General features: G+C 58.6%; 12 protein-coding genes. 8 read left to right on the forward strand and 4 right to left on the reverse strand.

What is annotated here, in order from left to right; genetic code table 11:
- Window positions 1-9: 9 nt before the first annotated feature.
- The 8 genes from I6H87_RS11360 (at window position 10) to I6H87_RS11395 (ending at window position 9,257) form a co-directional block, all read left to right on the forward strand.
- Window positions 10-1,125: a glycosyltransferase family 4 protein gene (locus tag I6H87_RS11360; RefSeq protein WP_041687490.1), complete on the forward strand. Its 1,116-nt coding sequence runs from the start codon at window positions 10-12 to the stop codon at window positions 1,123-1,125.
- A gap of 139 nt (window positions 1,126-1,264) precedes the next feature.
- Window positions 1,265-2,347 (forward strand): CDP-glucose 4,6-dehydratase, encoded by a 1,083-nt coding sequence (gene rfbG / locus I6H87_RS11365; RefSeq protein WP_011615893.1) that lies wholly within the window; start codon window positions 1,265-1,267, stop codon window positions 2,345-2,347.
- Window positions 2,344-3,165 (forward strand): NAD-dependent epimerase/dehydratase family protein, encoded by an 822-nt coding sequence (locus tag I6H87_RS11370; RefSeq protein ID WP_011615892.1) that lies wholly within the window; start codon window positions 2,344-2,346, stop codon window positions 3,163-3,165. Before rfbG ends, I6H87_RS11370 begins: the two co-directional genes overlap by 4 nt.
- Window positions 3,165-4,148, forward strand: a complete 984-nt coding sequence (locus I6H87_RS11375; RefSeq protein ID WP_011615891.1) for a glycosyltransferase family 2 protein — start codon at window positions 3,165-3,167, stop codon at window positions 4,146-4,148. Before I6H87_RS11370 ends, I6H87_RS11375 begins: the two co-directional genes overlap by 1 nt.
- A gap of 10 nt (window positions 4,149-4,158) precedes the next feature.
- A complete protein-coding gene (gene rfbF / locus I6H87_RS11380; protein ID WP_011615890.1) occupies window positions 4,159-4,932 on the forward strand; it encodes a glucose-1-phosphate cytidylyltransferase in 774 nt (257 codons plus the stop codon).
- Between the two features lie 2 nt (window positions 4,933-4,934).
- Window positions 4,935-5,966, forward strand: a complete 1,032-nt coding sequence (locus I6H87_RS11385; RefSeq protein WP_011615889.1) for a lysylphosphatidylglycerol synthase transmembrane domain-containing protein — start codon at window positions 4,935-4,937, stop codon at window positions 5,964-5,966.
- A gap of 10 nt (window positions 5,967-5,976) precedes the next feature.
- Entirely contained in the window at window positions 5,977-7,281 is a 1,305-nt protein-coding gene (locus I6H87_RS11390) for an NAD(P)/FAD-dependent oxidoreductase (protein ID WP_011615888.1), read from the forward strand.
- 38 nt (window positions 7,282-7,319) lie between these two features.
- On the forward strand, window positions 7,320-9,257 hold the full coding sequence (locus I6H87_RS11395) for a DUF7024 domain-containing protein (RefSeq protein WP_041687488.1): 1,938 nt from the start codon (window positions 7,320-7,322) through the stop codon (window positions 9,255-9,257).
- A 65-nt stretch (window positions 9,258-9,322) separates the two neighbouring features.
- Here the strand turns inward: I6H87_RS11395 and I6H87_RS11400 are convergent, their stop codons facing one another.
- The 4 genes from I6H87_RS11400 to I6H87_RS11415 form a co-directional block, all read right to left on the reverse strand.
- Window positions 9,323-10,540: a glycosyltransferase family 4 protein gene (locus I6H87_RS11400; protein WP_011615886.1), complete on the reverse strand. Its 1,218-nt coding sequence runs from the start codon at window positions 10,538-10,540 to the stop codon at window positions 9,323-9,325.
- 219 nt (window positions 10,541-10,759) lie between these two features.
- Window positions 10,760-12,013, reverse strand: a complete 1,254-nt coding sequence (locus I6H87_RS11405; RefSeq protein WP_011615885.1) for an oligosaccharide flippase family protein — start codon at window positions 12,011-12,013, stop codon at window positions 10,760-10,762.
- On the reverse strand, window positions 12,006-13,148 hold the full coding sequence (locus tag I6H87_RS11410) for a glycosyltransferase (RefSeq protein WP_011615884.1): 1,143 nt from the start codon (window positions 13,146-13,148) through the stop codon (window positions 12,006-12,008). Before I6H87_RS11410 ends, I6H87_RS11405 begins: the two co-directional genes overlap by 8 nt.
- Window positions 13,149-13,185: 37 nt before the next feature.
- A complete protein-coding gene (locus tag I6H87_RS11415; RefSeq protein WP_011615883.1) occupies window positions 13,186-14,469 on the reverse strand; it encodes an exopolysaccharide biosynthesis polyprenyl glycosylphosphotransferase in 1,284 nt (427 codons plus the stop codon).
- Window positions 14,470-14,671: the final 202 nt, after the last annotated feature.

Below are 14,671 nucleotides of genomic sequence, written 5' to 3' on the forward strand. Positions count from 1 at the left end.
TGAATTGACATGCGCGTTCTCCACGTATTCAAGACCTATTTTCCCGACTCCTTTGGGGGCGTGGAGCAGGTCATCCGGCAGATCTGCCTTGGCGTCGAGGCGCAGGGCATGGAATGTCGCATCTTCACGTTAAGCAGGAATGCGAGGAACAAGCCGGTTATCCATGACGGGGCGACCGCAGTCTATCGCGCGCAGGTTAGCATCGATGTCGCCTCCACGCCGATGTCGTGGTCCGCGATGCAGTTGTTCAAGCGGCAGTGCGATTGGGCCGACATGATCCACTATCATTTTCCCTGGCCATACGGCGATCTGCTGCATACGCTCGTGAGGCCGGGGAAGCCCGCGCTGGTCACTTATCATTCCGATATCGTGCGGCAGCGCACGCTGCTGAAGCTCTATCAGCCGCTGATGCATCGCTTTCTGGGCCAAATGCGAGCCATTGTGGCCACTTCGCCGAATTATTTGGGCACGAGCGACGTTTTGGCGAAGTATCAGGACAAGGTCAGCATCATTCCTATCGGCGTGGATGAGCAAAGTTACCCGAAGCCTGACGAGCGTTTGATGGAACACTGGCGCGGCAAGCTGGGTGAGGGATTTTTCCTCTTTGTCGGCGTCATTCGCTACTACAAGGGGTTGCACATCCTGCTGGATGCCTTGAAGGGCACCGACCTCAGGGTTGCCATCGTGGGGGCGGGTCCTATCGAGAAAGCCCTGCGCGAGCAGGCGAACCGATTGCGCCTTACAAATGTGCATTTTCTGGGCGCCCTGCCGGAAGCGGACAAGATGGCATTGCTCCATTTGTGCGGGTGTGTGGTATTTCCGTCGCACCTTAGATCCGAGGCTTTCGGGGTCACCCTGTTGGAAGGTGCGATGCTCGGCAAGCCGATGATATCGTCGGAAATCGGGACAGGCAGCAGCTTTGTAAATATCAATGGCGAGACCGGCATTGTAGTGCCACCCGGTGATGTGAGTTCGTTCCGGGAGGCAATGCAAATCCTGACAGCATCGCCAGCTCTCGCGGAGGCGATGGGTAGCAAGGCGAAAGAGAGATTTGATACACTTTTTACCGCCAAGCGCATGGCGGATGCCTACGCCGAACTCTACGCCGACCTGGCGCGACAATGACAGGTTTGGGCTGTGTTGCCAGTGACCGCGCCTGGCCACTATTAGTAATTCGACTAGTCGAATCCCTGCTGGAAGCCGCTGATTGAGCAGGCAACTAGAGCAGCATTTTCCGGCACAAGAGATTGAATAACCTACTGAGATGAATAGCCTACTTAATTTTGAAAAAGCGCTGTCCGGCAGGAAGGTATTCGTCACCGGACACACCGGTTTTACCGGAGGCTGGGCCAGCGTATGGCTGCAAGCCATTGGCGCGAACGTAGCCGGCTTTGCCCTGCCGCCGGATACGACGCCCTCTCTGTTTCAGTGCCTCGGCGTTGACCAGCAAATCCCGACCGTCTTCGGCGATATCTGCGACTATCCCAGCCTGGCAGAGGCGGTCCGCGCCTTTGAGCCGGAGCTGATCCTGCATCTGGCGGCCCAGCCTTTGGTGCGCCGGTCCTACCGTGAGCCGCTGTCGACGTTTGCGGTCAATGCCCAGGGCACTGCCAACGTTCTGGAGGCGGCACGTGCCGTAAAAAGTGTCCGCGGCGTGCTGTGCATCACGACGGACAAGGTGTATCTGAACCGGGAGTGGCCATGGCCGTACCGCGAGAACGATCCGCTCGGCGGCAAGGACCCGTATAGCGCGTCGAAGGCCGCGGCCGAGATGGTGATACAGAGCTATGCGGCGTCCTATCCCTGGTCTGAAAACCGGGGGCCCGCCATCGCCATCGCGCGAGGCGGCAATATTATCGGCGGTGGAGACTGGTCCGAAGACCGCCTGGTTCCGGACTTTGTCCGTGCCGTAGTTGCCGGGGAAACCTTGACCTTGCGGTATCCGGACGCTACCCGGCCATGGCAGCACGTCCTTGCCCTCGTATATGGATACCTAGTCCTGATGGCGGGGCTGATATCCGATCAGCCAGGACGATTCGCGCGAGCCTGGAATCTCGGACCGCAGGACATCAGGCAATATTCTGTGCGCGATGTGCTGGAGTTGATGAGCCAGCACTGGAAACGACCGGCACTGGAGTATCTGGACAACCCTTTGCCAGAAGCAGGGGCCCTCGCCCTCGATAGCTCGCTGGCCAGGAATGCACTGGGCTGGCTGCCAGTCTGGGATACCGCTCGCGTCGTCAGCGAAACTGCCAGTTGGTACCGCGAGTTTTACGCGAATCCGGAGTCGGCGCGAGCCATCACCGAGCGGCAGATCAATTCGTGGCGCGAGGGTATCAAGGAATGAAATTCGTTATTGGAGCGGGCGGCCGTCTAGGTCAGGCATTGACCGCCTTGTATCGAGAAGACAATGTGGTTGTCGTCGATCGCCAGTGCTACCGGGATTGGTGGCAGGATGGCTCCCAGGCTGCCATTTCACGTTATTTCGAGCAGTGGTCCGGTGTCGACAGCACAATATTCATTGCGGCGGGGATTCTCGATCCGAAGATTTCCGGCGAAGACCATCTTAGAGTCAATTTCCTGCTGCCAAAGCACCTGATCGAGGGGACGGCCCAGGCAGGCATGCGGGTGGTGACGTTCGGTACGGTGATGGAAAAGCTGATTGCCAACCAGAACCCATACATCCACAGCAAGGCTATGCTGGGCCAATACGTGGCGGAGCGCGCTGACCGGCTTGCTCATCTCAGGGTGCACACCCTCTATGGCATCGGACAGCCCAGTCCCTTCATGTTTCTCGGCCAGATTTGCCAGGCCCTGCGGCAGCAAACGCCTTTCGAGATGTCGCCGGGGAATCAGTTGAGGGAATACCATCACATCGAGGACGAAGTTCGGGCGATTGCAACACTGGTCGAGCAGCGGTCAAGCGGCGTGATCGACCTGAGTCACGGTCAGCCGGTACGGCTGAAGGATCTGGCAACGCACGTCTTCCGTAGCTTCGATGCGGAGTCGCTGCTGCGCATCGGTGCTTTGCCCGACCCCGGCGACGAGAACTACCAGACGTTTTTCGAGCGCCCGAAGTCGTTGCAGAATATTCGCTTTCGTGAAACGCTTCCCTCGGTTGTGGACTATCTGAAAGCCTGCTCCCTAGGCTGGGAGGTGGCGTGATGACGGCAGCGGAACAAGTGATGGCAGAGCGCAGGCCGCTGATTTCGATTTCCATCCCGGTTCTGAATGAGGCCGGGAATATTAATGCGCTGTACGCTCGCCTGACAGCGGTTGCCGAGAAGATGCGCGACCGGTGCGATCTCGAATTCGTATTTTCCGATAACCACTCGGATGACGATACGTGGGATATCCTGAAGCGACTGGCAGCCACCGATCCACGTGTAAAGGCAATCCGCTTCTCCAAGAACTACGGCTTCCAGCGCTCCATTTTTGCAAATTATCTCCACACCCGTGGCGATGCGGTCATGCAGATTGATGCGGATCTGCAGGATCCGCCGGAATTGCTGGAATCGTTCTTCGAACTCTGGCAACAGGGATACCATGTAGTCTATGGGATTCGCAAAAAGCGCCCTGAAGGATGGCTGCTGAACAATTTCAGGCGCCTTGGCTATTGGGTCATCGACAAGATCAGCGAGCACCCGATTCCGCGCGATGTGGGTGATTTTCGCCTGATCGACCGGAAGGTGATCGAGGCCCTGTCGGGAATCCGGACGTCCAGTCCTTACCTGCGTGGCATGATTGCCGGTCTTGGATTCAATCAGACCGGCATTCCCTATGATCGCGATGCGCGGGTAGCGGGGGAGAGCAAGTTCAATGTATCGCGGTTGGTCCGGCTGGGACTGACTGCGGTCTTCAACCACTCCACCGCACCGCTGCGCGCTGCCTCGTTTCTGGGCGCTGTCATCCTGGCGGCCAGCTTCCTGGGTGCTCTGTACTATGTCGTGCTTCGCCTGTTTCATCCGGAACTGCCACGCGGACTGGCAAGCATTCACGTTCTTGTCCTGTTTGGTATCGGGTTGAATGCGTTTCTGCTCGGTATTATCGGGGAATATATCCTGAGAATATATCTGGTGCTGCGTGCCGAGCCGATCGCCATTATCGAGCAAAGCATCAACTTTTCCAGGTCTGAACTCAAACTCTAGGGGGAAATCGATGAAGGCAGTCATTCTTGCCGGCGGTCTCGGGACTCGAATTGCCGAGGAATCGGATACCAAGCCGAAGCCGATGGTGGAGGTGGGCGGGCGGCCACTGCTCTGGCACATCATGAAGATCTACGCGCATCATGGCATCAAGGACTTCATCATTTGCCTGGGCTACAAGGGCTATGTGATCAAGGAATTCTTCTTCAACTACTATCGGCACATGGCCGATATGCAGATCGACCTCAAGACCGGCGATCACCAGATCCTGAACAGCCAGTCCGAGGACTGGCGCATCACGCTGGTCGACACCGGCTCCGAGACGATGACCGGCGGGCGGCTGAAACGTGTGGCAAGTCATCTGGGCAACGATACCTTCTGCCTGACCTACGGAGATGGTTTGTCCAATATCGATATTACGGCGGAGCTGCAGTTCCACCGGCGGCATGGAAAGCTTGCAACCGTTGCCGCGGTTCAACCTCCTGGCCGTTTTGGCGTGCTCAATCTGGATGCCAACCAGAATGTCTCTAGTTTCGAGGAGAAGCCTCGTGACGAAATCGGCTGGATCAATGGTGGATTCTTCGTCCTGGAGCCGTCGGTCGTTCGCTATATCGAAGACGATGCGACTTCATGGGAAGCGGCGCCGCTAATGAATCTCGCCAAAGACGGTCAGCTTGCCGCCTTTCAGCACACCGGATTCTGGCAGCCGTGTGACACGCTGCGCGATAAGCGCGAACTGGAGAGCCTCTGGAACAAGCGGAAGGCGCCCTGGCGCATTTGGGAATAGCGATGACGGAAGGCGGGAAAGGAAGGCGTGACTGGATAAAGCAACTGGTGGGAGGGGCGATCACCCTCGTCTGTCTGTTCATCATTGCCAGGCAGGTCGATGTTGGCGAAGTCGTCAAGGCACTCGAGCATTTTCATTGGCCGTTTCTCACGCTTGGCATTGCATCACTGAGTCTGGGCTACGGGCTCAGGATTCTGCGCTGGTCGCTGATGCTACGTGCCGCGGGTGCCGACGCTAAGTGGCGGAACTGTGCCACGCCGTTTCTTGGCTCGATTGCCTTGAATAACGTGCTGCCGTTGCGGCTGGGTGATTTGATCCGTGCTTTCGTGTTTCCCAATGCCATGGGAATCAGCAAGACCACGGCCGCTAGCAGTCTGTTGATGGAGCGCCTGATCGATCTCATGACGCTGCTGGGCTGTCTTGCGATCGGGCTGGTGGCGAGTCAGGGTACGCGCTTGCCGGGCATGCTGGCTGAATCGGTCGTCGGCATCGCCATTGGCGGCGGCGTCATCCTGATTGCCGGTTTTCTATTCAGCGGAAGACTGGCCAACCTTTGTCAGAAGTTCGCGCAGGGGAATGCGGCATCGCGGCCATCGGCAAGTTTTTCGCGAGCCCTGCTGATACTGGCCAGCTTGCTGCGGAGTTTCGAGGCGATGTCGAGGCCGCGTGTGCTATTGACTGTCGTTGCAGTCTCGATGCTGGTCTGGGCCGGCGAATCGGGTCTGTTCTATTTCGTATTACGGGGTTTCGGATTTGATGCAAATCCGGCCCTTGCTGTGGTGGTGATGGCGATCGCAACCCTCTCGACGCTGGTGCCCTCATCGCCTGGCTATATCGGTCCGTTTCATCTGGCTGCCTTCACGGCGGTCTCGCTGCTCGGTGGTACGTCCGCGCAAGCAGGAAGCTATGCCGTACTGGTCCATCTAGCGTTATGGCTGCCCACCACCCTTGCCGGCGCAGTGGCAATCTGGATGCGCCCGTCACTGTTCAGGGCAATCCGCTCCGGACCGAATCCCGAATTGAAGATTAATTGAGTGGTAAACCATGAGTAATTACGATGTCGTTGTGGTCGGTGCCGGCTTTACCGGGCTGACGGCAGCTTATGCCCTTGCCAAGCAGGGAAAGAAGGTTCATGTCGTCGAGGCCGATGCTACCCCGGGTGGACTGGCCGGAACGTTCGAATTCGCCGATGGCGTCAAGCTGGAGAAGTTCTATCACCACTGGTTCAACAATGACGTCTACGTCCCGGAACTGGTGAAGGAACTCGGCATGGAGGGGGATGTGATTCTTCTTCCTACCCGCACCGGCATGTACTTCAACGGGCGCATGTGGAAGCTGTCGACCCCGCTCGACCTGCTGAAGTTCAAGGCGCTATCGTTCATCGACCGGATCCGCCTTGGCTTGCTCGTATTCCAGGTCCGTCGGATCAAGGACTGGAAGACTATCGAGCATCTGAGCATCCGTGAATGGCTGGAGCCGATCTGCGGGAAGACCGTCTATCGGATCGTCTGGGAGCCTCTTATTTCGTCGAAGTTTTCCGTTTATGCGGAAGCAGTCAACGCTGTCTGGATGTGGAAGAAGCTGGTACTGCGTGGCAGCACCAGGAATGACAAGGGCGGCGAGGAACTCGCCTACTTCAAGGGGGGCTTTGGCCGGTTGGCGGAGGCGATGGTCGCGGCAATCGAACGGGCCGGCGGCGAGGTCACGTTTAAGAACAAGGTAAATGGTGTTCTTGCCGACGGCAAGAAAATCACGGGCCTGGAGACCGAGCAAGGCGAACTGAAGGGGAAACAGTATCTCTTCACGCCGTCTTTCCCGATTATTGCCGACATGTTTGAAGGCACAGCCCCGCCCGAGTGGCTGGCCCGTCTTCGCCGGGTACGCTACCTGGGCAACGTTTGCCTGGTGCTGCGCCTTAATCAGAGCCTTTCGGAAACCTATTGGCTGAACGTGAATGACCCCGGCTTTCCTTTTGTCGGGGTAATTGAACACACCAACTTCGACAAGCCGGAGAACTATCAGGGTTCTCATATTGCGTACCTGTCGCGATATCTTGCGGTCGAGGATCCGGTGTGGGGCTACACCGATGAGCAATATGTTGACTTCGCGTTTGAGCACCTGAAGCGCATGTTCCCGAAGATGGACCGCTCCTGGATTGTCGAACACCGTGTGTGGCGTTCGATGTACGCACAGCCGGTTACCGAGAGACAGTATTCGGAGTATGTACCCAGCGAGGAGACGCCCTACGAAAACGGATGGATATCTACCATGGCGCAGATCTATCCAGAGGATCGAGGCACGAACTACGCCATCCGCGAGGGCAAGAGAATCGTCGAGAAGCTTGCGTAGTGGGATCGTTGGACGGGGACGTTTCTGGAACTGAGAAAATGCAAAAAAATCTATCGGCATTTCAGATAGGGTTGATGGCAGCAGTGGCCGCGATCCTCATTGTTTTCAATGTGGATTCGATGTGGAGCCAGAGTGTCGATTTGGCTCATCACTATGCACTCGCATTCAGAATTTCCGAAAACTGGACCTTGACGCCCGGGGACCCGTCGATTGCGGAGATGAATTTCTATCCCCGCACAAGCCATATCCTGGCGGCGATTCTCGGGCTCATCTTTAATTCAACGTTCCTCGGCATTCATTTGCTTAGCCTGATTGCACTTGTCGTGCTCTGGGGTTCTGTGGTCTTTGTGCTCAGCACGCTGCCGCGGCGTGTTGCCAGTGTGTCCATTCTCGCATTGACGACACTGCTGGTCCTGAATCGCGTGGTGCTTCGGCTCGAAATCCATGGTGCGGAGATAGATGATAATTTTTTCTTCTCGCAGCTAGTCGCACAGGGAATGGTGCTGCTGATTTTGGCGGTCGCAGTGTTCGTGGAGGTGCACTCGCGCATTAGTTATGCCTTCGGCATCTTTCTGGTGGCGGCCGTCTATATCGTTACCGGAACACATCTCCTGCCTGCGCTCGAATTGCTCGGGGTACTGCTGGGCATCGTCATACTGAATGCCTGGACTCGGTCGGCCGGCACACTCGGGAATCGAGTGCGGACTTATCTTTGGTACGCATTGATCGCCATTTCAGCGATAGCAGCCACCTTTTTGAATCCAGCATTTTCCGCGATGCGGAAAATTTCTGAGAATAACGGTGCTTTGCATCTGGTGCGAATTCCGGGTGCAGGGATGCTCGTGACGCTAGCGTTGCTGGTGGCAGTAGTTTCCCTGGCGCTAATGATCATATGGTGGCGCTCCGGAAAAGACACGGTGCGCTTCAATGTGGCACTTAAGTACTTCGGACTTTACGGCGGGTCGATTGCTTGCCTGTGCATATGCCAGATTGTGCTCTTGCGATTTGGATATGGCAGCGAATATGCGGCTAAGAAGTATGCCTTTGGTTTGTCAACGCAATTATTTATCTCCGCTGCAATCCTGATTGGCCTTTACTTCAATCGCGGCCGTGCCACGGAGGACCAGGGCGGATGGTCCGGCAACGAGCATGGTTTATCTTTGCTGGTGCTGGCCTCATTCACCGGCATCATCCTGTTGATACTTCCATCCTCGAAACGGCTAGATACTTCGGATGTGGTCTCCCTCGAGCACCAGCTGATCGTTCTTCGTGATGTCGGACTGTCCCCGTCGAGTGCAAAGCAGAATGTTGTAATTGGCTTGCGAAACATGTCGCCGGTTATCAACTACATGTTTTCGGTTGCCGTCGCAAAGACCTATAGAGAATTTGCGATAGACGTTTTGATGGGAAACAAGCTGGGCAATATCTCAAGCTACGGCACTATTCTGACTTCGACGGGGTTTGCGCCGTATTATCGCGCCGATTGTGCGCGTTCTGTCGCATCGGGCGCTGTTTCTCTCGTTGACGCCACCTGCATGGCAGAATCGTTGGCAAAGCCGGAAATCTGCAAGGGCAAGCTTGACTTTACTTCGAGGGGCTGGATGAATGCGTCTGCTATTCCCGGATTCAGCTGGGCGGAGGATCACGGGCGCTGGACAGATGGTCGAAGTGCAGCGATCACATGTTCGGTTAGCGACGACATGCCGAGCCGGGTGAAGATTCGTCTGGCGCCTTTCTTTTATGGTAGCCACCGTACGCAACGTCTCATTGTCAAGGTGGGATCGTCCAGCAGCGAGTACAGCTTTGCCCAGGAAAACGCGCCAGGATCGATCGATGTGGCCCTCCCGCAGACGCGGCCGGATGAAAATCTGACCATTCGGTTGCAAATGCCGGATGCAATTTCGCCGATGCAGGCAGGAATGAATCCAGACGAACGCATGCTGGGATTCCTGATTGAATCGGTTACGTTCGAATAGGATCTTGACCTCGGGCCTAGGAGACTCGCCGTGGTTGTGTCACGGCGAGCCCATGACCGCCATCCTCAAGCGGACTTGCGGCGCCTGATCAGTGCGATCGCCTTCATATAGATATCTATCACGCGGCCCTCGCTAAAGCGCGCATCCACATCCAGTCGTCCGGCCTTGCCCATTTGCCGCAGCGTTTCCTCCTCGCTTTGGCAAAGCTCGAGCATGGTTTGCGAGAGATCCTCTGCACTGCGTGGGCGACACAGTCTTCCTGTTACCCTATCGCGCACAACGTCCCGGCATCCCGGCACGTCCGTGGCCACAATCGGCTTCTCCATTGAAGCAGCTTCAAGCAGTGTGCGAGGCACGCCTTCGCGGTATGAGGGCAAAACAATACAGTCCGCCTGCGCTATGGCCCCTCTGACATCCGTTGCTGTACCAAGATATTCGATGAGCCCTTCATCCTGCCACGCCAGGAGTTGCGTCCTTGAAATGGCGCTGGGGTTCTCGACATCGGCAGGCCCGAGAAGCTGAAACCGGGCTGTCGGATAGACGGCACGAATGCGGCGTGCAGCCTCGACATATTCGCCGACCCCTTTGTCCCATAGCATTCGCGCAATCAGGAGGAAGCGGAATGTGTTGTTTTCTCGTGGCTGCCGCTCGCCTGGTGTGTAGTGCTCGAGATCAATCCCTTCGCTGGGAAGCACAAAGGTTCGTTGCTCGCTGACCAAGCTCCGCTTGACGAATTCGCGACGGTCGTCTTCGTTGAGAAACCATACTTGATGCACTGAGCGCAGCGCCAGACGGTATAGCGCGCGTCCGATTCGTGCGACAAAGTTATTGTTGATGAAAACGAAGCCAAGCCCGGTCGTCACTGCAATGCACGGGACGCCGGATAACCTTGCGGCCAGCGAGCCATAAATGTTCGGCTTGATCGTGTACTGAAATGCGCAGTCCGGTTTAAGCTGCCTATACAACCTGGTCAACTGGCTGAAGCACTTCCAGTCAGCTAACGGATTGGCACTCCTGGCCGATAGTGTCAGAGGGTGGAATTCGCAGCCAAGTGCCTGTAACGCTTCAGAGCTGCGATCCACAGGTGCAATGATACTGACCTTCGCTCCGTGCGCGAGTAAAGCACGCACGACCCCGCCACGGTACTGCTGTATAGACCAACTCGAATTGCCGACGAATGCTATATGGATGCCGTCCAGATGCAGCTTGCCGGGCTGATGGGCCACCTCTTCAAATCGCTTTGATACCGCGTGGGCCGGATGTTCGTCAATACTGTTCAGCATCCTTGTCACATGCCAATTCGGCGGTCACACAGGGCCAAAAAGTTGCGGTTGTGCTCCGTCTTGCATTCCTGATTCCTTGTACAGAAGATCTGCGCTGAAGACAGTGGATTTTAGCAGAACCCCTGCAAGGGCCCCCTTATGGGCTACTGTGTCACCGCACAACCAGGAGAAGGCGCTCCGGGCTGCTACGAGCGATCTGGTTGCGGTAGCATTACCAGCTCACGCAGCTTGCTTTGCGGCATCAGACTCGCGAGCCAGCACGACGAACCCCAAGCTCACAACAACCGCCAGTGCATTGGCCGCTATATATCCGTAGACCGCACCCTGCACACCATACTTGGGGATCGTGAACAGGTCGACAGCGGCTGTTGCAACTAACACGAGCAGCGATTTGCCTACTAGCCAAGCTGGCTTGCGCAGATGGACGGCAAGCAAAGCCAAGCCCGCATCCGCGAAGATCAGTCCAGAGGCAATGGCGCCTTGCTGCAGAAGGTTCACAGTTGCCTCAAAACGCTCACCATACAGAAGTTGCACAATCCACGGTGCGCCGATAGCAATGAGAATACCGCCCGCCATTCCGATCGCCGCCATGCCTCCCGCCACACGCAAGACGTTGTAACGCGCCTTGGCCAGGCTCGGCTGCGCATAGACCGCGAGCGGTGCAACCGCGCTCGCGATGATTGTGGCCAGCAGGGAGAAATTGTCAAGTACCTGCATGCACGCCGCATAGGCCCCAAGGTCGACTAAGGGGACGCGTGGTTTCAGCAGCAACTGGTCGATCCGCCGCGCGCTGAACAGAAGGATCATGCTGATCCAGAATACGGAGCCGTCGCGCACCAGGCGGATAAGCAATCCACGATCCGGCGAGATTCGGATACGTGGGCGCCGGCGGGCATAGTACCAGGCGAGCATCGTTGCCAGCAGTCCTGATTCCAAGGCAAAGGTCCAGGCGTACTCGTGGACGGCGTGCACGGCGGAAAAATAGAGTGCAGCGATCAGGACAGCCTTGAACGCCAGCGCGGACAGGCTGAAGACTACGCTAGGGCGGTTGTCGGTGTGCGCCTGCATCCAGGCCGTCACGACACCGAACGGTTCGCGCAGCAGGATGGAAATACCCAGAATGGCTGCGATATGCACGGTGGTGGCATCTTGCCCGGTCAGCACGCTGCTCACGAGCAGAGCCAGGTAGCCAGCAATGGAGGCAAGCGCACGCAGGCCGAAGGCATGTGCGATCAGATGGGACTGGGCATCCGGTGACGGATGCGCGACCAGCCGCGGCACAACAACTTCAGCACCACAAATCAACCCAATCGACGCCGCAATCAGCACCAGCGACTGCGCATACTGAAAATGCGCAAAGCCCTCCGGTCCGACGCCGCGTGCAATCAACGCCACGATGGCGATGCTGACAGTGATCTGAAGAGCCCGCTCGCCCAGCAGCCAGACGACATTGCGCGCGATCTGCCTACGCATGGTCGGCCTTGCCGGGAGCGGGCAGCGCGGCTCCCCGACGCTGCACGAGTTCCCGATACAGGTCGATCCAGCGCTGCGCGACACTGGCCAGGCTGTATGCCGCAACGGCGTGGGCGCGGCCTGCCGCGACATCCTGCCGGCCCAGCAGGGCCGCACGCATGCCGCGCGCAAGCGCATCGGTGTCGGCTGCCGGCACTATGCTGCCCGACGCCGCCAGCAGCGCGCGGATGCCTGACACGTCGGTGGCCACCACCGGCGTTTCGCAGGCCAGCGCCTCGGCCACCACGAGGGGCAGGCCTTCGCGAACGGAAGACAGCACGAACAGGTCGGCGGCGTTTATCAGCGCGGGGACGTTGTCACAAGGGCCGAGCAGCCGCACGGCGTGCGAGAGCCCGAGCGCCGCGGCGTGCCGCACCAGCGTCGCCTTCAGCGGACCATCGCCGGCAATTAGCAAGCGAATGCTTGCGCCAGTTTCCGGATCGCCCGCAAGTTGCCGGAACGCTTCGATCAGGCGCTGCTGGTCTTTCTCATGGACCAGGCGGCCGACATTGAGCACGACCTTTGCATCGGGGCCGAGTCCCAGCGCCTGCCGCGTCTGCGCACGCGCCTGCGGGTCGCGGCGGAACCGGTCGGTATCGATGCCATTGGGCATCACGCTGATCCGCCCGGCGGTCGTGGCACCGACGTCCAGCATGTACTGTCTGCCTTCCGCGCTGACATGGGTGGTGGCCGCACACAAGCCATCCGTCAACCGATACGCCAGCATGCGCAGCCTGCCCCCCTCGCGCGAGCTGTGCGCGGTGCAGAGGACGGGGATGGGCGCGCCACCGGCCCGCTGCGGCCGCAGCAGCCGCGCGAAGATGTTGGCGTGGAACATGTGCGCGTGGACGATGTCCGGCTGCCAGCGCCCGACCCACTTGCGCACGGCCTGCAAGGTGAGTAGGAAACGCAGTGGGTCTTTGCGCAGGTCGACGCGATGCAGCGTCACTTCCCTGGGCAGCGCCACCTCTTGCGCCAGGGTCAGGCTGACTACAGCCACCTCATGGCCGAAGGCGACGAACTGGCGTGCGAGGTCCGCAACCTGGCGTTCGGCGCCGCCAAGCCGAAGTCCTGTCGTCAGCAGCAGGATGCGCATCAGGCGGGGAGATAGATCGTGTGGGCCACACCGTGCATTAGCGTGCGCCGTAGCCTGTCAGCAGTGTGCGCATGGTCTTGCCGGCGATCAGCAGGTCCATTGCCATCGAGCAATGCTTGACGTAGTAGAGGTCATAGCAAAGCTTGGTGACGGTTTCCTCGTGGCTCGCGGCATAGCCTTGCTGGACCTGCGCCCAGCCCGACAGGCCAGGACGGACCAGGTGTCGGTAGGGATAGAACGGGATCGTCTCGGAGAAGGACTCGACCATCGAGGACTGTTCGGGACGCGGTCCGATCAGGCTCATGTGGCCGACCAGGACATTCCACAGTTGTGGAATCTCGTCGAGCCGGTATTTGCGGATGATCCTGCCCACGCGCGTAACGCGGGGATCGGAGTGCGCGGCGAACTGGGCTTCGGTATCCGGTTCATCGGTCATGCTGCGGAACTTCAGCATCGTGAACACTTTCCCGTAAAGGCCCACGCGTTCCTGGCGGAAGATGGCCGGACCGCTCGACTCCATGCGGATGGCCAGGGTAACGGCCAGCCCGATGGGGATGGCCAGAGGTGCCAGCAGCAGCACCGCGGCAATATCGCCCAGCCGCTTGAACGGCGCATAGAGGAAGTTCTGTGCGTGGTCGTCCAGGAAGTTCTCGTCGATGTGCGTGAGGGCCAGGCGGCCGGTCAGCAGTTCCGCGATCCGTTCGACCGAATAGACGTGGACGTGGCTAAGCTTGTAGCGGGCCAGGGTACGGGTGCGATGCGGGTCGACGGCAGCGCTGCGCTCCATCATCAGGCCGTCGCAGTCGGCGGCTTCCGCCAGCGTGGTGATGCGGTGGAACTCGGCGTGCCAGTTGCGCGCTGCGCCAGGCATCGCCAGCAGTTCGTCTAGGTGTTCGAGGGCCTGGGGATCGGTGTAGCCGAACTTCGGTACGTAGCGGCGCACGAAGCGCAGGTAGCCACTCCACAGCCAGACCATTGTGATCGTCATGCAGACCAGCATCGCGCCACGTGAATAATCGATGCGGAAAACCGCACAGGTGGCGAGGAGGACTGCGAAGGGCAGCAGTGTCGCAAGCGCCACTATGCTGTTCCCCTCGACTGGCGGAATATAGATAGTGCGATCCAGCAGCATGAAGGCGATGGCATACGGCACCACGGACAGGCCGATGGTATTCAGGAAGACTTGCGTGACCCAGCCGTGGCGGGCGGCTTCATGGCCCCCGAGGGCGGCCAGTCCGTACAGCAGGAGGCCCAGGGCACCCCATGCGAGCATGCTGCGGCGGCGGGTGGTTTCTGACGATATACGCGTTGGCAGCTTCATCTTGTGATGCTCGGCTGGCGCCAAGGTATGACCAACTGGCTCTGGGGAGTACGACATACGGACAGGAACAGGCTGGCCAGGAACAATGGCGCCGTCGGCACCGGAATCGTTGGCCTGCAAAGGCCGGGGCGGTCTGTCGGGGTAGTGCCAACAACGGGCATACTGCCACGAGCAAACCAGCGGAGCGCATTATAAACCCCCC

The sequence above is a fragment of the Cupriavidus necator genome (genome assembly GCF_016127575.1).
GTDB lineage: Bacteria > Pseudomonadota > Gammaproteobacteria > Burkholderiales > Burkholderiaceae > Cupriavidus > Cupriavidus necator_D.

Bases quoted from the DNA above. Each gene is read 5' to 3' on its own strand.
- I6H87_RS11390 (WP_011615888.1), top strand. From the start codon at position 5,977: ATGAGTAATTACGATGTCGTTGTGGTCGGTGCCGGCTTTACCGGGCTG.
- I6H87_RS11405 (WP_011615885.1), bottom strand. From the start codon at position 12,013: ATGCGTAGGCAGATCGCGCGCAATGTCGTCTGGCTGCTGGGCGAGCGG.
- I6H87_RS11395 (WP_041687488.1), top strand. From the start codon at position 7,320: ATGCAAAAAAATCTATCGGCATTTCAGATAGGGTTGATGGCAGCAGTG.
- I6H87_RS11410 (WP_011615884.1), bottom strand. From the start codon at position 13,148: ATGCGCATCCTGCTGCTGACGACAGGACTTCGGCTTGGCGGCGCCGAA.
- I6H87_RS11360 (WP_041687490.1), top strand. From the start codon at position 10: ATGCGCGTTCTCCACGTATTCAAGACCTATTTTCCCGACTCCTTTGGG.
- rfbG (WP_011615893.1), top strand. From the start codon at position 1,265: ATGAATAGCCTACTTAATTTTGAAAAAGCGCTGTCCGGCAGGAAGGTA.
- I6H87_RS11385 (WP_011615889.1), top strand. From the start codon at position 4,935: ATGACGGAAGGCGGGAAAGGAAGGCGTGACTGGATAAAGCAACTGGTG.
- I6H87_RS11400 (WP_011615886.1), bottom strand. From the start codon at position 10,540: ATGCTGAACAGTATTGACGAACATCCGGCCCACGCGGTATCAAAGCGA.
- I6H87_RS11370 (WP_011615892.1), top strand. From the start codon at position 2,344: ATGAAATTCGTTATTGGAGCGGGCGGCCGTCTAGGTCAGGCATTGACC.
- I6H87_RS11375 (WP_011615891.1), top strand. From the start codon at position 3,165: ATGACGGCAGCGGAACAAGTGATGGCAGAGCGCAGGCCGCTGATTTCG.
- I6H87_RS11415 (WP_011615883.1), bottom strand. From the start codon at position 14,469: ATGAAGCTGCCAACGCGTATATCGTCAGAAACCACCCGCCGCCGCAGC.
- rfbF (WP_011615890.1), top strand. From the start codon at position 4,159: ATGAAGGCAGTCATTCTTGCCGGCGGTCTCGGGACTCGAATTGCCGAG.